At 70.2% G+C, this 23,777-nt stretch carries 21 protein-coding genes; 8 read left to right on the top strand and 13 right to left on the bottom strand.

The window, feature by feature from the left end; genetic code table 11:
- Positions 1 to 36 precede the first annotated feature (36 nt).
- Positions 37 to 2,499 carry an aminopeptidase N gene (gene pepN / locus ACFQW8_RS04345; RefSeq protein ID WP_380085734.1) on the bottom strand — a complete coding sequence of 821 codons (2,463 nt, stop codon included), beginning with the start codon at positions 2,497 to 2,499 and terminating at the stop codon, positions 37 to 39.
- Positions 2,500 to 2,643: 144 nt separating this feature from the next.
- Between pepN and ACFQW8_RS04350 the strand changes: the two genes are divergently transcribed.
- Both ACFQW8_RS04350 and ACFQW8_RS04355 read left to right on the top strand, forming a co-directional pair.
- Complete coding sequence (locus tag ACFQW8_RS04350; RefSeq protein ID WP_380085735.1) at positions 2,644 to 3,255, top strand: TetR/AcrR family transcriptional regulator; 612 nt, start codon at positions 2,644 to 2,646, stop codon at positions 3,253 to 3,255.
- Between the two features lie 33 nt (positions 3,256 to 3,288).
- A complete protein-coding gene (locus tag ACFQW8_RS04355; protein WP_380085736.1) occupies positions 3,289 to 4,860 on the top strand; it encodes an MFS transporter in 1,572 nt (523 codons plus the stop codon).
- A 77-nt stretch (positions 4,861 to 4,937) separates the two neighbouring features.
- On the opposite strand, the gene htpX is transcribed toward ACFQW8_RS04355, so the two are convergent.
- The 10 genes from htpX to ACFQW8_RS04405 all read right to left on the bottom strand — a co-directional run bounded on the left by htpX (position 4,938) and on the right by ACFQW8_RS04405 (position 14,762).
- Positions 4,938 to 5,828 carry a zinc metalloprotease HtpX gene (htpX, locus tag ACFQW8_RS04360; protein ID WP_380085737.1) on the bottom strand — a complete coding sequence of 297 codons (891 nt, stop codon included), beginning with the start codon at positions 5,826 to 5,828 and terminating at the stop codon, positions 4,938 to 4,940.
- A gap of 66 nt (positions 5,829 to 5,894) precedes the next feature.
- A complete protein-coding gene (locus ACFQW8_RS04365) occupies positions 5,895 to 7,346 on the bottom strand; it encodes a proton-conducting transporter transmembrane domain-containing protein (protein ID WP_380085738.1) in 1,452 nt (483 codons plus the stop codon).
- A complete protein-coding gene (locus ACFQW8_RS04370) occupies positions 7,343 to 8,836 on the bottom strand; it encodes a complex I subunit 4 family protein (RefSeq protein WP_380085739.1) in 1,494 nt (497 codons plus the stop codon). Before ACFQW8_RS04370 ends, ACFQW8_RS04365 begins: the two co-directional genes overlap by 4 nt.
- Complete coding sequence (locus ACFQW8_RS04375) at positions 8,827 to 10,683, bottom strand: NADH-quinone oxidoreductase subunit 5 family protein (RefSeq protein WP_380085740.1); 1,857 nt, start codon at positions 10,681 to 10,683, stop codon at positions 8,827 to 8,829. The genes ACFQW8_RS04370 and ACFQW8_RS04375 overlap by 10 nt, the downstream gene beginning before the upstream one ends.
- A complete protein-coding gene (gene nuoK, locus ACFQW8_RS04380) occupies positions 10,680 to 11,003 on the bottom strand; it encodes an NADH-quinone oxidoreductase subunit NuoK (RefSeq protein ID WP_380085741.1) in 324 nt (107 codons plus the stop codon). The genes ACFQW8_RS04375 and nuoK overlap by 4 nt, the downstream gene beginning before the upstream one ends.
- Positions 11,000 to 11,527: an NADH-quinone oxidoreductase subunit J gene (locus ACFQW8_RS04385; RefSeq protein ID WP_380085742.1), complete on the bottom strand. Its 528-nt coding sequence runs from the start codon at positions 11,525 to 11,527 to the stop codon at positions 11,000 to 11,002. The genes nuoK and ACFQW8_RS04385 overlap by 4 nt, the downstream gene beginning before the upstream one ends.
- On the bottom strand, positions 11,524 to 12,093 hold the full coding sequence (locus ACFQW8_RS04390; RefSeq protein ID WP_380085743.1) for a NuoI/complex I 23 kDa subunit family protein: 570 nt from the start codon (positions 12,091 to 12,093) through the stop codon (positions 11,524 to 11,526). Before ACFQW8_RS04390 ends, ACFQW8_RS04385 begins: the two co-directional genes overlap by 4 nt.
- Positions 12,090 to 13,046: a complex I subunit 1/NuoH family protein gene (locus ACFQW8_RS04395; RefSeq protein WP_380085744.1), complete on the bottom strand. Its 957-nt coding sequence runs from the start codon at positions 13,044 to 13,046 to the stop codon at positions 12,090 to 12,092. The genes ACFQW8_RS04390 and ACFQW8_RS04395 overlap by 4 nt, the downstream gene beginning before the upstream one ends.
- Positions 13,047 to 13,089: 43 nt before the next feature.
- Entirely contained in the window at positions 13,090 to 13,632 is a 543-nt protein-coding gene (locus tag ACFQW8_RS04400; RefSeq protein WP_380085745.1) for an NADH-quinone oxidoreductase subunit C, read from the bottom strand.
- Positions 13,633 to 13,706: 74 nt separating this feature from the next.
- Positions 13,707 to 14,762 (bottom strand): SGNH/GDSL hydrolase family protein, encoded by a 1,056-nt coding sequence (locus ACFQW8_RS04405; protein ID WP_380085746.1) that lies wholly within the window; start codon positions 14,760 to 14,762, stop codon positions 13,707 to 13,709.
- Between the two features lie 240 nt (positions 14,763 to 15,002).
- Between ACFQW8_RS04405 and ACFQW8_RS04410 the strand changes: the two genes are divergently transcribed.
- Genes ACFQW8_RS04410 through ACFQW8_RS04435 form a run of 6 tightly spaced genes read left to right on the top strand, consistent with a single transcriptional unit; the run spans position 15,003 to position 22,752 of the window.
- Positions 15,003 to 16,040 (top strand): LacI family DNA-binding transcriptional regulator, encoded by a 1,038-nt coding sequence (locus ACFQW8_RS04410; RefSeq protein ID WP_380085747.1) that lies wholly within the window; start codon positions 15,003 to 15,005, stop codon positions 16,038 to 16,040.
- On the top strand, positions 16,037 to 17,335 hold the full coding sequence (locus ACFQW8_RS04415; RefSeq protein WP_380085748.1) for a sugar ABC transporter substrate-binding protein: 1,299 nt from the start codon (positions 16,037 to 16,039) through the stop codon (positions 17,333 to 17,335). The genes ACFQW8_RS04410 and ACFQW8_RS04415 overlap by 4 nt, the downstream gene beginning before the upstream one ends.
- A 36-nt stretch (positions 17,336 to 17,371) precedes the next feature.
- Entirely contained in the window at positions 17,372 to 18,310 is a 939-nt protein-coding gene (locus ACFQW8_RS04420; RefSeq protein WP_380085749.1) for a carbohydrate ABC transporter permease, read from the top strand.
- Positions 18,307 to 19,212, top strand: coding sequence for a carbohydrate ABC transporter permease (locus tag ACFQW8_RS04425; protein WP_380085750.1), 906 nt, complete (start codon positions 18,307 to 18,309; stop codon positions 19,210 to 19,212). The genes ACFQW8_RS04420 and ACFQW8_RS04425 overlap by 4 nt, the downstream gene beginning before the upstream one ends.
- Positions 19,213 to 19,237: 25 nt before the next feature.
- Positions 19,238 to 20,899 (top strand): glucoamylase family protein, encoded by a 1,662-nt coding sequence (locus ACFQW8_RS04430; protein ID WP_380085751.1) that lies wholly within the window; start codon positions 19,238 to 19,240, stop codon positions 20,897 to 20,899.
- Positions 20,900 to 20,913: 14 nt separating this feature from the next.
- Positions 20,914 to 22,752, top strand: coding sequence for a glycoside hydrolase family 3 protein (locus ACFQW8_RS04435; RefSeq protein WP_380085752.1), 1,839 nt, complete (start codon positions 20,914 to 20,916; stop codon positions 22,750 to 22,752).
- 3 nt (positions 22,753 to 22,755) lie between these two features.
- Here the strand turns inward: ACFQW8_RS04435 and ACFQW8_RS04440 are convergent, their stop codons facing one another.
- The gene (locus tag ACFQW8_RS04440; protein WP_380085753.1) at positions 22,756 to 23,154 is read right to left on the bottom strand and encodes a DUF2568 domain-containing protein; all 399 of its coding nucleotides are present in this window, start codon (positions 23,152 to 23,154) and stop codon (positions 22,756 to 22,758) included.
- On the bottom strand, positions 23,154 to 23,771 hold the full coding sequence (locus tag ACFQW8_RS04445) for an NADH-quinone oxidoreductase subunit B (protein WP_380088585.1): 618 nt from the start codon (positions 23,769 to 23,771) through the stop codon (positions 23,154 to 23,156). The genes ACFQW8_RS04440 and ACFQW8_RS04445 overlap by 1 nt, the downstream gene beginning before the upstream one ends.
- Positions 23,772 to 23,777: the final 6 nt, after the last annotated feature.

Below are 23,777 nucleotides of genomic sequence, written 5' to 3' on the forward strand. Positions count from 1 at the left end.
GCCATAGCCTGCTCTCAGGCACACAAGGCCATGGGTTCAGGCCCAGCGGGCGCGGGAGCGCAGTGCTTCCTCGAGCTTGGACAGCTCGTCGCCCATTGCGCGCCGGACCCCGGCAGTGAGGTCGGGGCGGGCGATCGCCTCACGCACCAGCTCGACGGTCTCCGGCTCGACCACGCGGGCCGGGAAGGCGAGGGTCGCGACGTGGTCCAGCGCGTCAGCGCCCACCCACTGCGCAAGGTGGGGGATGTCGGAGACGTAGCGGGCGGCATACGGGCGCAGGTTGTCGACGTCCCCACCCGACCAGAAGCCGGTCGCGAGGGCGTTGAGCTCGTAGTTGGAGCGCTCGCGGTTCTGCGTCAGCTCCGACCACGCCCACTGCTTGTCCGGTATGCCGGGTCGCGCGGCTCGCGCGGCCAGCGCGGCGAGGTGCCCGGACAGTGTCGTGTCGTCGGCCTCGACGCGCGAGATGAGCGCATCGTCGGCGAGGCCGAGCCGGGCCAGGGTCCGCACGACGATCCAGCGGAAGTCGGCGTCACCCTGGAGCCCGTCAGGAAGGTTGTGTCCATCGACCCACGCGCGCAGCCGGTCCTCATCGGTGGTGGTCGACGCCAGCACCCGAGCAGCCACGATCGCGCGGTCCGAACCGGGCTCAGCGCCCTGGAAGGCCATGAGCGCCGCGCCGGCGATGCGCCCGTCGACGGACTCGACGAGCGCGGTGGGCACGAACTGAGGGACGACGCGGTCGGTGAAGGCCAGAGCCACGCGGGACATCAGGGCGTCATGGCCCTCGTGCGGCCAGTCTGCGGTGAAGACGTCCACCGCCACCCGCGGACCGACGCTCGACCGGAAGACGCCGGTGAGCACCGCCCCCCAGAGGACGCCACGGGCGATCGGGTCGGTGACGCGAGAGAGACCAGCCGGCAGCGCAGCCAGCGTGGCGTCGTCGAGGTCGACCTGGGCCCAGGTGAGGTCACCTGCGTTGGGCACGAGCAGGGTGACGTCCCGTGCGACACCGGCGACCTCGACCCGTGGCCGGTCGAGGGTCACCGTCGTGCGGAACGCCTCGGCCCCGTCGGTGAACCCGGCGACGTCGAGCGAGTGGGGGCGGTCGGCTGGATAAGCCTCCGGCGTCGTTCGCGTCATCATCCCGTCGCGGTCGAGCGCGATGACGTCGACGCCGGCCGTCTCCAGCCACGCGCGGCTCCACTCACCGAGAGGGGACCCGTGCGCGTCCTCCATCGCTGCGAGGAACTCCGCGAGCTCACCGTTGCCGTGCTCGTGCGAGCGCAGGTATGCCGTGACGCCGGACGTGAACGCCGCCTCGCCCATGTGCGTGACGAGCTGGCGGAGGACGGAGGCGCCCTTGGCATAGGAGATGCCGTCGAAGTTCTCGAGGGCGCTCTGCGCGTCGGGAGCAGGAGACCCGGCAACGGGGTGGGTCGACGGCGCGCGCTCCGCGGCATATCCCCACTGCTTGCGGGCGATCCCGAACTCGACCCAGCTGTCGGTGAACTCGGTCGCGGCACTCGTCGCGGTGTAGGCCATGAACTCGGCGAAGGACTCGTTGAGCCAGAGGTCGTCCCACCAGCGCATCGTCACGAGGTCGCCGAACCACATGTGTGCCATCTCGTGCGCGATGGTGTTGCTGCGCTGGAGGATCTGCTCGCGGGTCGCAGCTCCGCGATAGAGCATGGGGTCGCGGAAGGTCACGCAGCCCGGGTTCTCCATCGCACCGGCGTTGAACTCGGGGACGAAGACCTGGTCGTAGTCGCCGAACGGGTAGCGGATGCCGAAGGTGCGGTGGTAGTGGTCGAAGGACTGCTTCGTCACCTCGAACATCTGCGGCGCATGGTGCTCGAGCTCGCGCTGCAGGCTGCGGCGCGCGTGGATCCCGAGGGGAATGCCGTCATGCTCGTCATGCACCGAGACGTAGGGCCCGACGCAGACAGTGACGAAGTACGTTGCCAGAGGCAGGGTTTCGCTGAGCTCCCAGTGACCGGGCGACGTCTGGGTGGCCCGGCCGTTGCCGAGAACGACGGATCCCTGCGGCGCGCGCACGGTCACGGCATACGGAGCCTTGAGGTCGGGCTGGTCGAAGCAGGCGAACACGGTCGGCGCCGCGTCGAGGAAGAGGTGTCCGTAGACGTAGTCCTCGCCGTCGGCCGGGTCGGTGCTCCGGTGCAGCCCCTGGCCGTCGCGGGAGTAGGCCATCGTCGCGACGACCTCGACGAGGTTGTCCTCCGCCAGGCCGGTCAGCGGGAGTCGTCCGTCGACGACGGCATCGGGCGAGATGGAGCCGCCGTTGAGGGTCACAGAGCCGGTTGACACCGACCGCAGGTCCAGGAAGGTCGACTCGCCGGGGACGTTGCAGGAGAACCGGATTCGAGTCGTGGACCCGAAGTGCTCACTGCCCCTGTCGAGGTCGAGATCGACCTCCATCCGGTTCACCGTGATGAGCTGCGCCCGCTGCCGGGCTTCTTCGCGAGTCAGTGATGCCACTGAGCGATGGTGTCACAGCCGCCGCCACCGCCTTTCAGCCAGTTGACGGCGCCCGGCCCCAGGGTCTACGTTGCCGGTGTACGAAACAGTTTCGTTCCGTACAGTCTCGTTTCGTACCCGACGTACCCATCTCCGAGGAGTGCAGTGCACATCACGCCGACAGCCGCTGGGGTTCGCCCACGAGTCGCCGGCGACCGCGAGGGCGAGATCCTCGAGGGTGTGCTGGACGTCCTGGAGGACGTGGGCTACGACAAGCTGACGTTCGACCTGGTCGCCGCCCAGGTGAAGGCGAGCAAGGCCACCCTCTACCGGCGTTGGCCGACCAAGGCCGACCTGGTCCTGGGCGCCATCGCCCTCGTGAAGCTGTGTCCCGGCGACGACGACGTCCCTCCCGACACAGGCACGCTCCGCGGAGACATGCACGCCCTGGCCTGCACGGACGGTGAGCTCACCAGCCGCCTGCCGGACCTGATGACCGCGGTCATCCCGGCCCTGCATCGCGACACGGAGCTGACCGAGAGGTTCAAGGAGTCGTTCGTGGCTCCGCGTCAGAAGATGATCGGCGACATCCTGCACCGCGCCCAGCAGCGTGGCGAGGTCGCCGCCCGCGCCGACCTGGAGCTTCTCGCTGCCATCGTTCCCGCGTTGGCCATGCACCACACGTTCGTCCGTGGGCAAGGTCCCACGGAGGCCTACATGCGAGGGGTCATCGACGACGTCCTCCTACCGGCCTGCCAGGCAGCGCTCAACACCTGAGCACCACTCCCCCCTCGCTGAGAAGGAACACCCATGTCCACGACACCGCTCGACGCTGCCCAGGAGCAGAAGAGCAAGGCTCCCCCACCCCGCAACCTGGCGCTCGCCCTGGTGGTCATCGCGACCGCACAGCTCATGATCGTCCTCGACGCCAGCATCGTCACCATCGCCCTTCCCGAGATCCAGACCGACCTCGGGTTCAGCGATGCCAACCGCCAGTGGGTCGTCACCGCCTATGCGCTGGCCTTCGGCAGCCTGCTGCTGCTCGGCGGTCGCCTGGGTGATCTCTTCGGGCGTCGACGCATGTTCGTCGCGGGCGTCGTCCTGTTCACGCTCGCCTCACTGCTCGGCGGGTTCGCGCCGAACGAGCCTCTCCTGCTTGCCTCTCGGGCCCTCCAAGGTGCTGGAGCGGCGTTGGCCTCCCCCGCGGCGCTCGCGCTGATCAACACCACGTTCCCCGCGGGCAAGGAGCGCAACCGCGCGATGGCCGTGTATGCCGCGATGTCCGGTGCCGGTGCCGCGGTCGGGCTCATCCTCGGTGGCGTCCTCACCGAGGTCGACTGGCGGTGGACCTTCTTCGTCAACATCCCGATCGGCCTGTTCATCGCGTTCATCGCCCCGCGGGTTCTCGTCGAGTCCGACGGTCACGACGCGACGCTCGACCTGCCCGGCGCCGTCCTGGGGACGGGCGGGCTGTTCGGGATCGTCTATGGCCTCTCGCACGCTGCCGAGCCGGATGCGTCGTGGGGCGACCTCATGACCCTGCTTCCCCTCATCGGTGGACTCGCCCTGCTCGTGGCCTTCGTCTTCGCCGAGGCTCGGGCAAAGCATCCTCTGCTGCCGTTGCGCATCCTCGCTGACCGCAACCGCGCCACCAGCCTGTTCACCATGCTGCTCGTGGGTGCAGGCATGTTCGCGATGTTCTTCTTCATCGGCCTGTTCCTGCAGCAGGTGCTCGGATACTCACCGGTCAGGGCCGGGCTCTCGCTGCTGCCCTTCAGCATCGGCATCGGTGTGGGTGCCGCCATCGCGTCGAACCTGCTGAGCCGGGTGGACCCCCGGTGGATCGCGGGAGCGGGCGGCCTCCTCGTCACCGCCGGCATGCTGCTGTTCACCAGGTTGGACGCCGACAGCACCTATGCGAGCGGTCTGCTGCCCGGCATCCTCGTGATGTCGTTCGGGATGGCGTTCCTGTTCATCCCGCTGACGCTCACCGCGACGGCACGCATCAGCCCGAACGACGCGGGTGCGGCCGCGTCCGCACTCAACACCGCCCAACAGATCGGTGGGGCGATCGGGATCGCCGCCCTCTCCACGGTGTTCACCGGTGCCGCCGCCGACAAGGGCAAGGAGCTGCTGGCCCGGGTGATGGAGCAGGCGCAGTCACAGGGTCTGCCCATCCCGAGCAACCCGACCGAGCAGGCTGCGGCCGCCCAGGCGTTCCAGCAGCAGTACGGCGCCGAGATCCAGGCCTTCGCGACGACCCAGGGGTTCTGGGTCGCGGCGGGGATGATCTTCATCGGTGCCTTGGCTGCGGTCATCCTGCTGAACGTCAAGCACGAGGAGCTCGCCACCGACGGTCACGCCGCCGCGCACGTGGGCTGACCCGAGACAGAGCAGGAAGAGGCCGTCACCCTCACGGGTGACGGCCTCTTCGCTTGCTGCTCGTCCTGCCGGTCGACTCAGCTGGGCCGGTAGCCGGTCGCCATGGCCTGGAGGCGGGCGATGCGGTCGGCCATCGGTGGGTGCGTGGCCATGAGCTTCGAGATGTCCTGGGCCCGGAACGGGTTGGCGATCATCATGTGGCTCGAGTTGACGAGGTCCTTGCTCGGGGCCAGCGGAGCGCGGGACACCCCGGACTCGAGCTTGGCCAGGGCGGAGGCCAGCGCCAACGGGTCGCCGGTGAGCGTGGCGCCGTCCTCGTCGGCGTCGTACTCACGCGTCCGGGTGATCGCGAGCTGGATGAACATCGCCGCGATGGGGGCGATGAACGCCATGGCGAGTCCGGCCATCGCCCCGCCGGGGTTGTCGTCGTCGCGGTTCCCGCCACCGAACATCGAGGTGAAGGCCAGCATCTGTCCGACGCTGCTGATGACACCGGCGATCGCGGCGGCCACCGAGCCGGTGAGGATGTCGCGGTTGTAGACGTGCATGAGCTCGTGACCCAGGACACCGCGCAGCTCGCGCTCGTCGAGGAGCTGCAGGATCCCCTGCGTGCAGCAGACGGCCGAGTTCTGGGGGTTGCGACCGGTCGCGAACGCGTTGGGCGCCTCGGTCGGCGAGATGTAGAGCCTGGGCATCGGCTGCCCGGCCTTGGTGGACAGCTCACGAACGATCCGGTACATGGCCGGGGCCTCGGTCTCGCTCACCGGGAACGCGTGCATCGCCTTGATCGCGAGCTTGTCGCTGTTCCAGTACGAGTAGAAGGTCATCGCCACCCCGAAGAGGGCGAAGATGAGGATGAAGCTCGGGTTGCCGAAGTAGCTCGCTGCGACCCAGCCGAGACCGAGGAACAGGGCCATGATGAGCCCGAACAGGCCGGCCGTCTTGAGGCCGTTGAAGTGGTTGTGCATGTCAGTCCCAACGTCCGAATGAGCACGAATCGTTCCGATGACGGCCTCGCCAGGCCCGGCCGAACTTCACGAGACCAGCCCGACGAGCAGCTGCGGCAGGGCGCTCGCAACAACGAGGATGGCGGCGCCGAGGACGGCCACGCCGACGCTCGCCCGGCGCTTCCGGGGCCGTGCCGGTGCGTCGCTCTCGGGCTCGCCGAAGAGCACCGCGAACCAGCGCACATAGACCGCGATGCCGAGGACCGCCGCGACGACGGCCACGACCCCAAGCGGCCACAGCCCCGCCGAGACGACCGGCCGGATGGCGACGATCTTGGCCACGAGCCCGATGACCCCGGGCGGGAGTCCGGCGAGGACGAGCAGCGCGAGTGCCAGCGTCCCTCCGGCGACGGGGTCCCGTCGCAACAGACCCCGGTATGCCGTGAGCTCCCGTCCGTCCTCGACGTGCGGTCCGTGGATGGCCCGGACCGCCGCGAAGGCGACCAGGCTGGCCACGGCATACACGAGGGCATAGACCGCGGCAGCCCGGCGGCCGGGGAGCGTGAGGGCAGTGAGGGGCAGGAGGATCCAGCCGGCCTGGGCGACGGTCGACCAGGCGAGCAGGCGCACGACCTCGGTCTGGCGCAGGGCCATGACCGTGCCGGTGAGCAGCGAGGCGACGGTGAGGGTGACGAGGGCGGCGACGACGACGTGGGGGCCTTCTGCGAGCCCGACGACGGCGTCGTAGGGCGCCAGCACGACGATGAGCGCGCCGACCGCGGCGAGCTTCGACGCCGAAGCGAGCAGCGCGGCGACGGGCAGTGGACCCGACGTGAGCGTCGTCGGGGTCCACGCGTGGAACGGCACGGCCGAGAGCTTGAAGGCGAGCCCGGCGACGAGGACGACGGTGCCCGTACCGGCGAGGACGCGCTGCTCCGGGACGGCCCACGCCGCCGCGAGGGACTCGCCGGTGAGGGTCGGGTCGCCGGTGGCGGTGACCCACAGCGCCGTGCCGAGGACAAGCAGCCCGAACGACACCAGTGACGTGTTGAGCAGGGTGAGGGCGCCGTGGGCCGCGGCCCGACGCTCGCGCCAGGCCACGAGGGCGACGACGGGGAGGGTGGCCAGCTCGAGGGTGATGAGCCACGTCCCGAGGTCGCGCGAGGCCACGACGGCGGCGGCTCCGCTCGCGGACGCGAGCAGCATGACGACCTCGATGACGCCGACGCGTCGCACCGACATCAGGGCAAGCACGGCGAGCGTCGCCAGGAGGGCGGCGACCTGCAGTGTGCTCGGCAGGGCGCTGCCGTCCCACATGCAGCGTCCGTCGGGCGCGGGTGTGCACAGGGTGAGCCGGTCGTCGGTCGTGAGGAACCCGGGAACGGCGGCGGCCGCACCTCCGGCGAGCCCGAGGGCGCCGATGACGGGCGCCGCGAGGCGCACCCGCGGGACGAGGGCGTCCACGACGAGGACGAGGACCATGGCGGCGGCGGGGACGAGGGCTGGGAGCAGCAGCACCCACGAGAGCTCGAGGGTCATCGGCCACCTCCGATGACCGCGGTCACGGCCTCGGACGTCACTCCGAGGACGAGGTGCGGAGCGATGCCTATCGTGACGACGGCGACGACGAGGACGGCGATGACGGCGAGCTCGACGCCGCGCGCGTCCGGGGCTCGGCCCGGAGCCTCTGCAGCGACCGCGTCACCGACCCACACGACGCGGGCCACCCGCAACGAGTAGGCCGCCGCCAGCGCCGCGCCGACCGCCGCCACGACCGCACAGGCGCGCACGATGCCGGTGTGCTGGGCAGGGTTCCACGCGGCCACGAGCGACAGGAACTCACCCCAGAAGCCGGCGAGACCCGGGAGCCCGAGCCCCGCCGCGAGCCCGAGGATGAGGCCGAAGCCGAGGCGGGGCGAGACCTCGCGCAGGGCCGGCCGTACGACGGCGAGGTCGACCGAACCCCAACGGTGCTTGAGCCCACCGACGATGACGAAGAGCAGCGCCGAGATGACGCCGTGGGCGATGTTGCCGATGAGCGCCGCCTGCAGGCCGGTCTCGGTGCCGGAGGCGAGGCCGAGGACGACGAAGCCCATGTGCGCCACGGACGAGAAGGCGATGAGGCGCTTGAGGTCCCGCTCGACGAGGCAGATGAGACCGCCCCAGAGGATGCCGACCACTCCGGCGATGGCGAGGATCGGTGCGACCCGGGCGAACCCCTCGGGGACGCTCGCCATCGGCAGCCGCACGAGGCCGTAGGTGCCGAGCTTGAGCAGCACCGCCGCAAGGAGGACCGACCCTGCCGTGGGCGCTGTGGTGTGGGCCGCCGGAAGCCACGTGTGCAGAGGGAAGACCGGCACCTTGACGGCCAGTCCGAGCGTGAGCAGCACGGCGATGAGGGTCTGCTGACCCAGGCCGAGCCCGGCCGCCGCGGCCGGCAGCGCCGCGAAGTCGGCGGTGCCCGCCTGCGTCACGAGCACGAGGATGCCGACGAGCATGAGCGTGGAGCCGACCGCGGTGTAGAGGATGAAGCGGGCAGAGGCGTCGGCGCGGGCCGACCCGCTGTGCCTGTCGCCGAAGCGGTTGATGAGCAGCCACATCGGCACGAGGACGACCTCGAAGGCGATGAAGAAGAGGACGGCGTCACGGGCGGCGAACGCCGCGAGAGCGCCGCCCTCGACGAGCAACAGCGCGCCCAGATAGGTTGCGGCACTTCCACTCTGGACCGAGTCGGCCCAGGGCTGCTCGGCCCACGCGTGGGCGACGACGAGGACGCCGATGACGGCCGTGAGGACGATGAGGGGCGCACTGATGCCGTCGACCTCGAAGTGCCACCGCACGCCGAGGTCCGGGATCCAGGCCCGGTCGACGACGGGTCGGGTGAGCGTCGCGGCGACGGCCGCCAGTCCCCCGACGACTGCGGCGGCAAGGGCGACGACGCGCGCGGTGGCCGCCGACAGGGCTCGTCCACCCGTGACGAGCCACAGCCCGACCGCCGTCGGCACGAGCAGCATGACGATCAGCGCCACGTCAGCACCGCCGTCCCTGCGGCCACGAGCAGGCCGAGCGCGACGAGGCCGATGCCGGCAGAGGGTGCCTCACGCCGGTGCCCTCGCTCGGTGAGCCAGCCGGCGATGCCCGCCGACGCCGCCGCCCCGCGCACGTAGCCGTCCACGACCTCGCGGTCGAGGAAGGCGACGACCCGTGCCAGCCCCAGGACCGGTCGGGCGACGAGCGTCCGGTATGCCGTGTCGAACCCGAGGCCGCCATCGGCCAGCGCTCGTTGGCGCGGCGACCGGACGAAGGCGTCCCGTGGGTCGCCCGAACCTCGGGCGAGGTAGGACACTGCGGCACCGATGCCGATGAGGAGCAGGGTGAGGAGGATCCACCACCCCGAGGCGCCGTGGACGTCGAAGAGCCCGGTGAGGAGCACCAGCCCACCGACGACGGTGACCACCGTGAGGACGGCGAGCGCTCCGAGGACGGGAGCGGGCGGCATACCGGCGTCGTCGGCGTTCGGGTCGGCGAACTCGAGGGGCGAGGTCACAACGAGGTGCGCGCGGGTGGCGTAGGCCGCGGTGAGGACGACGGTGACCAGCAGCGCGGCGAGGACGAGGACACCCGGTCCGCCGGAGCCGATCGCACCCTCGTAGGCCGTGACGATGACGTGCTCCTTGGAGAGGCCGCCGACGACGAAGGGCGCACCGGCGAGCGCGAGGAGCCCGAAGAGCCACGACACCCGGGCGAGCGGGTGGATGTTGCCGGCACCGTGCAGCCTCACCGCGAGCGTGGACCCGGCGACGACCGACATCCAGCCGATCGTGAGGAACAGCAGGGACTTGAAGAGCGCATGCGCCCAGAGGTGGAAGAGCGCCGGGTCGGGGCCGATCTCGTCGGTCGCGGTCGCGAGCGCGGACAGCATGATCGCGACCTGGCTGACCGTGGACCACGCGAGGAGGCGCTTGAGGTCCGACTGGCCGAGGGCGAGGACGGCGGCGCCGACCATCGTCACCGCTGTCGCGCCGCCGAGCAGCCACCGGGCTCCGTCGGCGAGGACGAGCACGGGGAAGAGCTGGGCGAGGACTACCGTGCCGGCGGCGACCATCGTCGCGGCGTGGATGAGGGCCGAGGCAGGGGTCGGGCCCTCCATCGCGTCGGGCAGCCAGTCCTGGAACGGGAACTGCGCCGACTTGCCGAGCACCCCGATGATGACGAGCGCGAGGAGGAGCGAGCGCAGTGCCGAGGAGCCCGGCACGTCGGGACCAGACCAGGTCGCGACGACCTGGCTGAGCCCGGTCGAGCCGGCACCGGCGACCAGGCCCACGATGCCGAGGACGAAGCCGATGTCGGCGACCCGCGTGACGATGAACGCCTTGTATGCCGCCCGCCGCGCCGTCTCCTTGCGCGACCAGTGGCCGATGAGCAGGTAGGAGCACCAGCCCATGACCTCCCACCCGACGAGGGTGAGGACGAGGTCGCGGGAGTGGACGACGAGCATCATCGCGGCGGTGAAGAGGCTGACCGTCGCGGCGAACTGGGCAAGGCGGTCGTCGTCGGCGAGGTACCACCGGGTGAAGACGAGGACGGCGACGACGACGAGCGCGACGACGGCGGCAACCGCCGCCGTGGCCGGTCCGGCGCCGAGATCGAGTGGCATCTCGATCTCGCCCACGCGCGGCGGCGCACGCAGCCCGAAGGTGAGCGTGCCGCGGGTGGGGGCGACGACGAGACCGACGACGGCGAGAGCGAAGGAACCGAGAGCTGCCAGGACCGAGACACCGGCTGCGAGGTGGGGGGTCCGGCGCAGGGCCAGCGTGACGACGGCCGCGAGCACGGGGACGAGGACGAGCAGGTGGGAGACCTGGAGCGCCGTCACGTCCTCTCCCCCGAGTCGGGTGCGCCCAGGGGGGCGTCGAGGTCGATCGAGCCACGATGACGGAACGCCGTGAGGATCACCGCGAGGGCCACGACGACCTCGGCCGCGGCGATGGTGATGACGAAGAGCGGCAGGACGCTGGACGACTCCCACCGCGAGGGCGACGTCGCCCCGGCGCTCACGAGCAGCACCAGCGAGCCGGACAGGATGAGCTCGACCCCGATGAGCAGGAGGACGGCGTTGCGGCGGACGAGCACGCCCATCACCCCGAGACCGACGAGCAGCGCGGCCACGACGTAGGGCCCGGCGAGGTGGATCACGAGGCACCGACCCCGGGCGAGCCCGTGCCGCTGGAGGACCCGCGTGAGACCGCGAGCGCGGCGATGAGAGCAGCGAGCAGCAGCACCGACAGCGCCTCGAAGGGCCACACCCACGTGCCGAAGAGCTCGGTCGCGACGGCCTGGTTCGAGATCTCCCGTCGCTCGACGGCGCCACCGGCCAGCGGCAGCAGCGCGGCCAGGAGCAGCCCGGTCGTCGCGGCCCCGGCAAGTGCCGCGGCGAGTCGGCGCCACACCGGCACGTCGTGCGCGAGGTCGGGCCCGATCGGCGCCCGCGTCAGCATGAGGGCAAAGAGGACGAGCACGACGACGGCCCCGACATAGACGAGGACGAGGACCAGCGCGACGAGCTCGTGCCCGAGCACCAGGAGGCACCCGGCGACACCCAGCAGCGCGACGACGAGCCACAGGGCCGCGTGCACCACCTGGCGGGTCGTCACGGCGAGCAGGCCGGCGACGACCGCCAGCAACCCGCACGCCGCGAACGCGAGGTCCAGTGAGGTCATGCGTCCGGTTCCTTGGCTGCTGGCCGCGGGGTCCGGGCAGGCTTGTTGATGGCGGCGATCTCGGCCGGCTGGGCCGCGCGCTCGTCGAGAGCGGGCGGCGGCGGCACGCTCTCCATCCAGCCGCCGAGCCGGTCCTTGTCGTGGAGCAGGTCGCGGATGTCGGTCTCGGCGTACTCGAACTGCGGACTCCAGAACAGCGCGTCGAACGGGCAGACCTCGATGCAGATCCCGCAGTACATGCAGAGCGAGAAGTCGATGGAGAAGTCGTCGAGGACGTTGCGCTGCCGGTCGCGCCCACCCTCGGTCGTCGCCGGGATCGTCTCCTTGTGCGACTCGATGTAGATGCACCAGTCCGGGCACTCGCGCGCGCAGAGCATGCAGCTCGTGCAGTTCTCCTCGAGGAGCGCAATGACGCCGCGGCTGCGGGGAGGGAGGTCGGGTGCGACGTCGGGGTACTCGTGGGTGTGCACCGGCTTCATGGCGGTCTTGGCGGTCGTCGCCAGACCCTTGAGTATGCCGGGCAGGATGCCCTTGTCGCTGCGCTTCGCCTTGTCGTCGTTGTTCACTGCGTCACCACCACGCCAATTCCGGTGAGGGCCAACTGGATCAGGGCCATGGGTAGGAGGACGAGCCAGGCCAGCCGTTGCAGCTGGTCCTCGCGCATGCGCGGCCACGCGACGCGGAACCAGATGACGAGGACCGCGATGACCAGACCCTTGAGCAGGGTCCACAGCCAGCCGAGCTGCTCGTCGAGCGGGCCACGCCACCCGCCGAGGTAGAGGACGGCGAAGAGCAACGAGAAGACGACGATGCCGGCATACTCCGCAAGCAGGAAGAACGCGAAGCGCAGCCCGGTGTACTCGGTCCACGGGCCCATGACGAGCTCGGCGTCGGCGATGGGCATGTCGAACGGTGGGCGCTGGAGCTCGGCGAGGGCGGCGACGAGGAAGACGACGGCCCCGGGCAGCTGCCAGACGAGCCACCACGGAGACCACGCCTCGACCACACCGGAGAGGCTCAGCGTCCCGGCGGCGAGGCAGGCGGAGGCGACGGCGAGGACCAGCGGCAGCTCGTAGGACACCAGCTGCGCGGCGGAGCGCAGGGCGCCGAGCAACGCGTACTTGTTGGCGCTCGCCCAGCCGGCCATGAGGGTGCCGAGCGCGCCGACGCTCGTGGCCGCGAGGATGAGGACGGCGCTGGCCGGCACGTCGACGGCGACGACGTCGCGCTGGAGCGGAAGCGCGGCCATCGCCAGGAGGTAGGGGATGAGGGCGACGAACGGTGCGATCCGGAAGATCGTCCGGTCGGCCGCCCGCGGGGTGATGTCCTCCTTCTGGACGAACTTCACCCCGTCGGCGACGAGCTGGGCCCACCCGTGGAAGCCACCGGCATACATCGGTCCGAGTCGTCCCTGCATGTGCGCCATGAGCTTGTGCTCGGTCTGCCCGACGAGAAGGGGGAACACGAGGAAGGCGGCCAGCACGGCCACCGACCTCACGACCACCTCAAGCACGCTCATCGCCTCGCAGCCTAGTAGTTGGGCACGCCCAGAGGCTGGATCGTCAGCGCGGGCCCCAGTCGGGGCCGGGGACCCCCGGTGCCTGGACGCGACGGCGCGACGGCGACTTCGCGGAGTCGTGGCCCTCGCCGGGCTCCTTGCCACCGGGCCACTGCTTCGACGCCCGGGCGGCGAGGACGAAGGACTTGCGCAACGGCGTCCCCTCGAACCCGTCCGGGAGGAGCAGCGGCCGCATGCCCGCGCCGGAGCCGTCGTCGAAGCCGGTGAACTCGACCCCGAACATCTCGTGCGTCTCGCGCTCGTGCCAGGCGGCACCGGCATACACGTCGGTCACCGAGGGCGCGGCCTCGCCCTCGGCGACCCGCGTCGTCAGTCTCATCGCCCGGATGCCTCGCCCCGCTCGCCCATCGGCCTCGCGGGAGATGTCGAGCGCACGCAGGACCAGGTCGTAGCCGGGAGCTGCCTCGTCATAGGTCCGGTCGACGGCGCTGAGCCAGTCGAAGAAGGTGAAGCCGGTGGCCTGCGCGGCGGCGACGGCCTCGTGCCACTCGGCCAGTGCCACGTCGTGCAGCGCGTCGGTGCTCACGAACGAACCCTATCCCCGGCCTCGTGTGCCTGAGCCCACGCGTGGGCGTGGGCTCAGGCACACAAGGCGAGGTTTCAGCGGGTGGCGGCGTGCTGTGCGGCCTGGCGCTTCGACCACGCGCGGTCAGCCGAGTCGATGCTGGCCCGCGAGGAGAGGTCGACGCCGGCCCGAGCCGCAGCCGCCTTGACGCGCTCGGAGCCCAGGTCGGGCGCGACGAACTCCTGGGGAGTGATCGAGGCGTCCTGCGCGGCATAGGTCCGCTGCTGCGCGGCGAGGCGCTCGGACGACGCGGCGGCGCGCTGCATGGTCCTGGCAGAGACCGCGAGCGCGGAGCCGGTGAGCGGGGTGCTCACGGTGGGCGTGTAGCCGTCACGGTGTCCGGCGACGTTGGGGTGATAGCTCTCCTCGATCGGGCTGGAGAGTCCGTTGAGCCACTCGACGTCGTCGCAGACCGCGTGCCCGATGAAGCGCGACGTCGGGTTGGCGAAGCCGAATCCCTTGGAACCGGCGGCTGCTGACGTCTTGCTGTTGATGAGGTCGGCCATCTGGTTGAGGCGGGCCTCCTCGGCCGGGGAGAACCAGGTGAAGGCGTTGCAGTCCTCGCCCTGGAAGATGCGCGGGTAGCCGACGACGACGACCCTGGCGTTGGGCGCCTTGCTCCGGATCGAGGTGTAGAGCGTGGACAGCTGCCCCGGCAGGACGTTGTTGATGTAGTTCTGCGCCCCGTCGATCTTGCCGTTGCAGTTGCTCGCCCACCCGGGCATGGCGCACTCGGTGAGGACATCGCTGAAGCCGGCGTCGTTGCCGCCGACGGAGATGCTCACGTGCGTCGTGGAGGCGGTGAGGGCACTCAGCTGGGTGTTGGTCACGTCGGGGATGCGGGCACCGGAGCAGGCCCGGAAGTTGAGCGCGTAGCCCTTGGCCGCCGCGATGAGCGAGGGGTAGGCCTTGGCGGACCGCAGGCACGAGGTCCCGTCGTTGATGTAACTGCGCGTCCCCGTGCCCGAGGAGTAGGAGTCGCCCAGGGCGACATAGGAGGAGGCCGCCTGGGCGGGGGCGGCGGCGAGCAGGAGGCTGGATGCCGCTGCGGTTGCGGCGGCGACCAGGCTGAGCTTTCGGACTGTCGTCATTGACATCTCCCACTGGAAATGAGGCCGTGGACCTCGAGGTCTGGTGCTCGCAACCTAGGGGCTCCGACGCCCCCACGGGGGTCCGCCGACAACCCTTTGCCAAGCCCATACCTGGCACTGACCCTTGCCAGACCGAGCCATCTGGTGCACGATGAGTGGTGCGGTTGTAAGCGCTTACAAGATTCCACAACCGCACAGCACCGATTCCGACTCAACGACGAGGCGAAGGAGGACCTGCCGATGACTGCTTCTGCAAACCCCGGCCAGCGCGCGACGATCTACTCCGTCGCCGACGCCGCCGGCGTCTCCATCGCCACCGTCTCGCGGGTCTTCCAGGGCACGAGCACGGTCGCCGAGACCACCCGCGAGCGCGTCCTCTCCGCCGCCGACGAGCTCAACTACATGCCGCTGGGCGCCGCCCGCAGCCTGGCCGTCTCGCGCCACGAGCTGCTCGGACTCGTCCTGCCCGAGCTGGGCGGTCCCTACTACTCCGAGCTGCTCATGGGCTTCGAGTCGCGCGCCTCCGAGCTCGGGCTCGGCGTCATCGTCGTGGTCACCGAGGGCAAGCCCGATCCCACGCGGGCGATCCGCCAGCTCATGTCGCGCGTCGACGCCGTCGCCGTCCTCGGATCCGATCTCGACGACGCCGGCCTGGCCCAGCTGGCGACGGCCAAGCCGCTGCTCTCGCTCGCCGGAGCCCCCGGCGGAGCCGTCCCCAGCATGACCGCCGAGAACGTCGCGAGCGCCGAGGAGCTCACCCGCCACCTCCTCGACCACGGACGCCGGTCCCTGCTCTTCCTCGGCGACCCCGACGCCGGTGCCGACATCGCCGGCCGGTATGCCGGGTTCTCGGCTGCGCATGAGGCCCACGGTCTCGTCGTGCCCGAGCCGGTCCGGATCGGGCTGCAGGAGAGCGACGGCGCAGCCTTCGCGGCCGCCTACCTCACGGGACAGCATTCGGCCGACGCCCTCGTCTGCGCCAACGACGAGCTCGCTCTCGCCGTCCTCGCCCACCTCCAGGACCACGGCATCACGGTCCCGGACGAGGTCGCCGTCGTCGGTTGGGACGACGTCATGGCCGCCCGCTACGTCCGTCCCGCACTCACCACGGTGCGGCAGCCGGTCCACGACCTCGGCGCCCTCGCGAGCGAGCGCCTCCACGAGCACCTCGGCGCCACCACCCGCTCCTCCGCCAGCCACGACATCCTCCCCACGCAGGTGGTCATCCGCTCCTCCTGTGGTTGCACCACATCCCCTCCCGAAAGGCACCTCCCATGAGTTCCCAACCCACGTATCGACGACGCACGGTCTTCGCCGTCGCAGGTCTGACGGCCACCCTCGCCCTGTCCGCCTGTGGTCGCGAGGCCGCCACCGACACTCCCGGTGCCGGGCCCGAGGCCAAGCCCATCGCGAGCGGCAAGGCCACCGGCGAGCTCACCGTGTGGGCCATGGGCGCCGAGGGCGAGAAGCTCCCGGCCCTCGTCAAGGAGTTCGAGGCCGCCAACCCCGGCTTCAAGGTGAAGGTCACGGCCATCCCCTGGGACGCGGCGCACGACAAGTTCGCCTCGGCGATCACCGCGGGCGAGACCCCGGACGCCGCCATGGTCGGCAGCACCTGGATGGGTGAGTTCGCGGGCATGGACGCCCTCGACCCCACGCCCGAAAGCATCGACAAGTCCTCGTTCTTCGAGGGCGCGCAGAAGACCACGGAGGTCGCCGGCACGGCATACGGGATCCCCTGGTACGTCGAGACGCGTCTGGTCTACTACCGCAAGGACCTCGCGGCCAAGGCCGGCTTCAGCGAGCCCCCCAAGGACTGGGAGGGCCTCAAGGCCATGGCCAAGGCCATGCAGGAGAAGGCCGGCGCCAAGTTCGGCATCGGTCTGCAGGCCGGCGGCCAGGGTTCGTGGCAGTCGATCATGCCGTTCGCGTGGTCCAACGGCGCGAACCTCACCAAGGACGACGGCAAGGCCTACAACTTCGACTCCCCCGAGATCGCCGAGGCCGCGAAGTACTACCAGTCGTACTTCACCGAGGGCATCGCCGACAAGGCCGCACCGGCGCAGCCGACGACCGAGCCCGACTTCGCCAGTGGTCGCGTCCCGATGTTCATCAGCGGCCCGTGGATGATGTCGGCCGTCGAGAAGGTCGGTGGCGCCGGCTTCAAGGACAAGTACTCCGTCATGCCGATGCCGACCAAGAAGTCGAGCTCGTCGTTCGTCGGTGGCTCGAACTTCGTCGTCTTCAAGAAGACGAAGAACCGCGACAGCGCCTGGAAGCTCGTCGAGTGGCTCGCAGACCCGAAGACCCAGGTCAAGTGGTACCAGCAGTCCACCGACCTGCCGTCCGTGAAGTCGGCCTGGGAGGACCCGGCAATCAGCAGCGATGAGAAGCTCGCGACCTTCGGCAAGCAGCTCGAGACCGCGCAGGCGCCCCCGACCTTCCCGTCGTGGGAGCAGGTCATCACGAGCTTCGACACCGAGATGGAGAAGGTCACCAAGCAGAACGCCGACCCGGCCGCCGCCCTCAAGACGGTCCAGCAGCAGGCCGAGTCCATCGGCACAGGTGAGTGACCCGGTGTCTCCCACTTCGATGAACAGGTCCTCGTCATGACGACGACGGCACCTGCCCCCGTCGACAGCCGGGCCGGGCGCACCTCGCGCCCGTCCCGGCGCGGCCGCCAGGAGGGGATCGCAGCCTGGGTGCTGGCACTGCCGTTCTGCGCACTCTTCCTGATCTTCACGCTGTGGCCGGTGCTGCAGTCCCTCTTCATGAGTGTCACCGACACGAGGTCGAAGGACCTGCGGACACCGTTCGCGGTGGACATCATCGGGTTCGACAACTTCACCCGGGCCTTCTCGGACCCGATCTTCCGCAAGGCCATGGCCAACACGGCGTACTTCGTCGTCGTGGGTATGCCGCTCACCCTCGGTATCGCGCTGGCTGCGGCTCTCGCTCTGGACAAGGGGATTCGCAGGTTCCGCGCGATCTTCCGGCTCGGCTTCTATCTCCCGGTCATCACCTCGATCGTCGCGGTGGCCGTCGTCTGGCGCTTCCTGCTCCAGCACGAGGCCGGCCTCATCAACACCGTGCTCGGCTGGGTCGGCATCGACGGGCCCAACTGGCTCGGTGACCCGAACTGGTCCATGCCCGGACTCATCCTGATGGCGTCGTGGCGCAACTTCGGCACCCCGATGATCATCTTCCTCGCCGGCCTCCAGAGCGTTCCGATGATGCTCCACGAGGCCGCCAAGATCGACGGCGCCAGCTCGTGGCAGCGGTTCCGCCACGTCACCATCCCGATGCTGCGTCCGACGATCCTCTTCGTCTCCGTGACGACCTCGATCGGCTACCTGCAGTTCTTCGAGGAGCCGTTCGTCATGACCAACGGTGGTCCGCTCAACAGCACGATCTCGATGTCGATGTACACCTACAAGCAGTTCGGCTTCGGCAACTACGGCTTCGCCGCGTCGATGAGCTACATCATCTTCGTCGTCATCGCCGTGATCACCGCCATCCAGTTCCGACTCCTGCGGGAGAACACATGAGCACCCTCAACGTCCTCCCGAACGCCACCGACGCCGGCCCGGGACCCGGGTCGGACTCGGAGGCACCAGCGTCCACCCCGGGCAGCGGGCAGCCCAGCCGCTGGTGGCTCTACCTCGTGCTCAGCCTCGTCCTGCTCGTCGTCGTCGCACCGTTCGTCTGGATGGTGCTCGGCAGCTTCAAGACCCAGGGCGAGCTGCTGCAGCGCCCGCCCACGTGGTTGCCCGAGGCGGCCACGTTCGACAACTACACACAGCTGTTCTCGCGGCTGAACTTCTCCCAGTACTTCCTCAACTCCACGGTCGTGGCGGTCGCCGTCACGGCGGGCAACCTGCTCTTCTGCTCGATGCTCGGCTATGCCCTGGCGATGCTGGACTTCCGTGGCAAGCGCGCGCTCTTCCTCGTGGTCATGGCCACGCTGATGATCCCGGGCGTCGTCACCTTCGTGCCGCTCTTCGTGCTCGTCGCGAACATCGGCCTCATCAACAGCCTTCCCGGCCTCATCCTGCCGTTCCTCGTTGCACCCTTCGGGGTGTTTCTCATGCGCCAGTTCTTCCTCGGGCTGCCGCGTGACCTGCTCGACGCGGGGCGGGTCGACGGTGCCAGCGAGCTGCGCATCTTCTCCCGGATCTTCCTCCCGCTGTCCGGTCCAGCCCTCGCGACGCTGGGGATCCTCACGTTCCTCGGGAGCTGGAACAACTTCCTGTGGCCGCTCGTCGTGGCCCAGCAGGAGGACAAGTACACCCTTCCCGTCGCCCTCGCCCTCTACTCGACCGGCCAGAACTCCACCCAGTACGGACTGCTCCTCGCGGGCGCCACGATCGTGGTCATCCCCGTGCTCCTGGTCTTCCTCGTCTTCCAGCGCCGCTTCATCGAGGGCATCGCCACCACCGGCATCAAGTAGCCCCACCCGCTCAAAGGAGAGCACCATGACCGACCACCAGATCACCCCTGCCACCACCGCCCCCGTCACCCCCGTGACCCGCCGCGGCCTCGTCACCGGCGCGGTTGCCATGACCGCGCTGGGCCTCGCCCCGAGCGCCCAGGCCGCGGCGGCCCGACGCCGCCCCACCCTCCTGCCGAACGCAGCCGGCGCAGCCTGGGACGAGGCGACCGTCCGTCGCTGGGCCCGCGACACCTGGCACAGCCTGGACGCCATGACCGACCCCCGCACCGGCCTGCCCGCGGACAACATCCCCGAGTCGCTCGCCGCACAGGACCGTTCGGGCTACACCTCGCCCACCAACATCGGTGGCTACATGTGGAGCGCGATCGTCGCCCGTGAGCTCGGCGTCATCTCACGGGGCGAGTGCACCAAGCGGATCCTCCGCACGCTGCACACGCTCGCACGCATGGAGCACCACGAGCCGAGCGGGATGTACTACAACTGGTACGACGAGGCGAGCGGGGCAGCGCTGCGCAGCTGGCCCGGCAGCGGCGACACCGTCCACCCCTTCTGCTCGAGCATCGACAACGCCTGGCTCGGCGCCGCCCTACTCGTCGTGGCGAGCGCGGACAAGGGTGCCGCCTCGCAGGCGCGCCGCCTCTTCAGCCGCATGCGCTGGGACGCCTACTACAACCCCGGCACCGACCCGGCGCACCCCACCGTGCGACCCGGTGGGCTCATGCACGGCGGGTTCTTCGTCTTCACCCACGACCGTCCGGGCGGGGTCTACCAGGGAACCCACATCGGCGGCGACCCGGTCTGGCTCACGAACCACCACTACGACACGGCCGTGTCCGAGACCCGGATCACGAGCTACCTCGGCATCCTCACCGGCCAGGTCCCGGCGAAGCACTACTTCGCGGCCTGGCGCACCTTCCCCGCCTCGTGCGACTGGTCCTGGCAGGAGATGCAGCCCGTGGGCGAGACCCGCACCTATCTCGGCATCGAGGTCTACGAGGGCGCCTACACCTACCGCGGCATGCGGATCGTGCCCGGCTGGGGCGGCTCGATGTTCGAGGAGCTCATGCCCGACGTCTTCGTCCCCGAGGCGACGTGGGCGCCGAAGAGCTGGGGCCGCAACCACCCCCTGCACGTCCGCGCCCAGCGCGAGCACGGTCTCGACGAGGCGGGCTACGGCTACTGGGGCTTCTCACCGTCGAGCAACCCGGCCGGCGGCTACCGCGAGTACGGCGTGGACCCTCTGGGCCTGGGCCCGGGCAACGAGCCCGGCAACGGCGCCAACGGCTACTTCTCGGACCAGGAGATGACGAACTACGACGTGGGCTTCGGCGACTGCCGTCCGGCCACCAACCCGAACCCGACCTACGGGGACGGTGTGGTCACGCCCCACGCGTCCTTCCTCGCGATGATGCACGAGCCGGACGAGGCCTTCGCCAACCTCGCTGGCATCGAGCGGAACCTCAAGGCCTATGGTCGGGGCGGGTTCTTCGACGCCGTGGCCGTGCGTTCCGGTCAGGTGGCCCGGCGCTACCTCTCCCTCGACCAGGCCATGGTCATGGGTGCCGTCGGCAACGTCCTGTGCCAGGACGTCATCCGGCGCGCCTTCTCCACCCCGGCGGTGGAGCGCGCCCTGCGACCCGTCATCGGTGCCGAGGAGTTCGGCGCCGGCACCTCCAGCAACTAGGAGCACCACACCCCATGAAGCCCGTCACCCGCATTGCCAGCGACGGCACGGCATACCGCGACCTCAACGGCAACGGAGTGATGGACCCCTTCGAGAACCCCCACCTCGACGTGGCTTCTCGTGTCGAGGACCTTCTCGGCCGGCTCAGTCCGGCCGAGAAGGTCGGGCTGATGTTCCACACCGTCATCGAGGCCGGTGAGGACGGCCACGTCCTCGAGCACCCCGGCAGGATCAGCAAGTCGGCCACGACCGACGTCGTCCTGGGCAAGCACCTCACGCACTTCAACGTGCATGCCCTGGGCGACGCCCGTCTGGCGGCACGATGGCACAACGAGCTGCAGACGATCGCCGAGAGGTCTCCACACGGCATACCCGTCACGGTCTCCACCGACCCACGGCACGCCTTCCTCGAGAACGTCGGCACCTCGTTCGCCGCCAACGGGTTCTCGCAGTGGCCGGAGTCCCTCGGGCTCGCGGCCCTGCGGGACCCGGCCCTGGTCGAGCAGTTCGCCGACATCGCGCGTCAGGAATACATCGCGGTCGGCATCAGGGCCGCCCTCCACCCGACGGTCGACCTCGCGACCGAGCCCCGGTGGGCACGCCAGCCCCAGACGTTCGGGCAGGACCCGACGCTGGTGACCGAGCTGGGCCTGGCCTACCTGCGCGGGTTCCAGGGCCGCGAGCTCGACGCGGAGAGCGTGGCCTGCACGGCCAAGCACTTCCCCGGCGGCGGCCCGCAGAAGGACGGTGAGGACGCGCACTTCCCCTACGGTCGCGAGCAGTCCTACGAGGGCGGTCGCTTCGCCGAGCACATGGAGCCCTTCCCACCGCTCATCGACGCCGGGGTCGCGGGGGTCATGCCCTACTACGGCATGCCGATCGGGCTCACGGTCGGCGGCGAGCCCATCGAGGAGGTCGGCTTCGGCTACAACGAGCAGATCGTCACCGGCCTGCTGCGCGAGAAGCTCGGCTACGAGGGTGTCGTCCTCACCGACTGGGAGCTCGTCAACGACAACCACGTCGGCGACCAGGTCCTGCCGGCCCGCGCCTGGGGGGTCGAGCACCTCACCCCCATCGAGCGGATGGAGCGGATCCTGCGCGCCGGCGCGGACCAGTTCGGTGGCGAGGAGTGCGTCGAGCTGCTCCTCGAGCTCGTGGACGCCGGTCGCGTCACGCAGGACCGCATCGACGCCTCGGCACGACGCCTCCTCGCAGTGAAGTTCCGCCTCGGGCTCTTCGACAACCCCTTCGTCGACGAGGACGCCGCGAGCGTCACCGTCGGACGTGAGGACTTCCGGACCGCGGGGTATGCCGCCCAGGCCCGTTCCGTGACCGTCCTCCAGAACGGTGTGGCCGGCTCGGCCGCCACGCTCCCCCTCACCGGAACGCCCAGGATCTATGCCGAGAACCTCTCCGACGAGGCGGTCGCGACGTTGGGGGACCGGGTCGCGCGCCCCGCCGACGCCGACGTCGCGATCGTGCGGCTGACCGCGCCCTTCGAGGCCCGCGACGACCTCTTCCTCGAAGCGTGGTTCCACCAGGGGTCGTTGGACTTCCCGCCCGGTCTGATCTCGCGGCTGCAGGCCATGGCCGCGGTGTGCCCACTCGTCGTCGACGTCGTCCTCGACCGCCCCGCCGTGCTCACCCCGCTGCTGCCCTTCGTCTCCGCCCTCGTCGGCAGCTTCGGCACGAGTGACGACGCGCTCGCGGACGTCCTCGGCGGACGGATCGCCCCTGAGGGTCGGCTGCCGTTCGACCTGCCACGCTCGATGGAGCAGGTGCGCCGCCACCATGCCGACGTCCCGGGCCTCGGCGACCCGCTGTTCCCATTCGGTTTCGGCCTCACGCTCTGAGGGTCAGCGGCGGCGCTTGCGGGACCGGCGCCCGTCCTCGAGCGGTGCCCGTGGCGGATTCGGAGGTGGGACGTTCCCGTCGAGCGCGAGCTGCGCCAGGACGAGGACCAGCCCGGCGCCGATGAGCACGACTCCGAACCGGGAGTGGTCCAGCCCCAGGAGTCCGGCACCGACGGCGGCCACCGCACCCCCTGCAGCGAGGGCGCGCGGCACCTTGGCGATGCGTCGTCGGGCTCGCGGCGCGATGAACAGCCCCCAGAGGGCGGCGACGAGCACGACCGCGAGGACGCCGACGACCGTGCCGGCGATCCCGCCATCCACGAGGGCGGAGGCGAGCAGGAAGACGCCCACCATGAAGCCGAACTCGATGACGAACGCCAGCAGCCCGAGCACGATGGGCATCAGCGCGGCCTCTCGACCCGCCCTCGGGTCACCTCACCGGCCGACGCCGTCCGGTGGGCGGTGTAGCGGGGAGCGGCGGCCGAGCCGTCACCCGGGCCGACTCCCCCGGCGCCGCCGAGCCGCTCGGAGATCGCCCGGCCCGAGAGCCTCTCGCCGGCGATCTGCTCCTGCAGCTTGATGATGCCGTGGAGCAGGGCCTCGGGCCGCGGCGGGCAGCCGGGGACATAGACGTCGACGGGGATGAGCTGGTCGACGCCCTTGGTCACGGAGTACGAGTCCCAGTACGGCCCACCGGAGTTGGAGCAGGCACCGAAGGAGATGACGTACTTCGGCTCGGGCATCTGGTCGTAGAGGCGGCGGATCGCCGGAGCCATCTTGTCGGTGACGGTGCCGGAGACGATCATGAGGTCGGCCTGTCGCGGACCGGGAGCGAACGGGATGACTCCGAGGCGGATGAAGTCGTGCCGGCCCATCGACGCGGCGATGAACTCGATGGCGCAGCAGGCGAGACCGAAGTTGAAGACCCAGAGCGAGTAGCGGCGGCCCCAGTTGAGGACCACTCTGATGGGCTTGGGAGCGTGCTCGGCGAGCGGCCCGACGCGTGGCATCGGCAGCATCACGGG

This window comes from Knoellia altitudinis, from assembly GCF_042666355.1.
Taxonomy (GTDB): domain Bacteria; phylum Actinomycetota; class Actinomycetes; order Actinomycetales; family Dermatophilaceae; genus Knoellia; species Knoellia altitudinis.

Coding starts and splice junctions, on each gene's coding strand:
- ACFQW8_RS04355 (WP_380085736.1), top strand. CDS start 3,289: ATGTCCACGACACCGCTCGACGCTGCCCAGGAGCAGAAGAGCAAGGCT.
- htpX (WP_380085737.1), bottom strand. CDS start 5,828: ATGCACAACCACTTCAACGGCCTCAAGACGGCCGGCCTGTTCGGGCTC.
- ACFQW8_RS04365 (WP_380085738.1), bottom strand. CDS start 7,346: ATGACCCTCGAGCTCTCGTGGGTGCTGCTGCTCCCAGCCCTCGTCCCC.
- ACFQW8_RS04385 (WP_380085742.1), bottom strand. CDS start 11,527: ATGACCTCACTGGACCTCGCGTTCGCGGCGTGCGGGTTGCTGGCGGTC.
- ACFQW8_RS04395 (WP_380085744.1), bottom strand. CDS start 13,046: ATGAGCGTGCTTGAGGTGGTCGTGAGGTCGGTGGCCGTGCTGGCCGCC.
- ACFQW8_RS04405 (WP_380085746.1), bottom strand. CDS start 14,762: ATGACGACAGTCCGAAAGCTCAGCCTGGTCGCCGCCGCAACCGCAGCG.
- ACFQW8_RS04410 (WP_380085747.1), top strand. CDS start 15,003: ATGACTGCTTCTGCAAACCCCGGCCAGCGCGCGACGATCTACTCCGTC.
- ACFQW8_RS04415 (WP_380085748.1), top strand. CDS start 16,037: ATGAGTTCCCAACCCACGTATCGACGACGCACGGTCTTCGCCGTCGCA.
- ACFQW8_RS04420 (WP_380085749.1), top strand. CDS start 17,372: ATGACGACGACGGCACCTGCCCCCGTCGACAGCCGGGCCGGGCGCACC.
- ACFQW8_RS04425 (WP_380085750.1), top strand. CDS start 18,307: ATGAGCACCCTCAACGTCCTCCCGAACGCCACCGACGCCGGCCCGGGA.
- ACFQW8_RS04430 (WP_380085751.1), top strand. CDS start 19,238: ATGACCGACCACCAGATCACCCCTGCCACCACCGCCCCCGTCACCCCC.
- ACFQW8_RS04435 (WP_380085752.1), top strand. CDS start 20,914: ATGAAGCCCGTCACCCGCATTGCCAGCGACGGCACGGCATACCGCGAC.
- ACFQW8_RS04440 (WP_380085753.1), bottom strand. CDS start 23,154: ATGCCCATCGTGCTCGGGCTGCTGGCGTTCGTCATCGAGTTCGGCTTC.
- ACFQW8_RS04445 (WP_380088585.1), bottom strand. CDS start 23,771: ATGCTGCCGATGCCACGCGTCGGGCCGCTCGCCGAGCACGCTCCCAAG.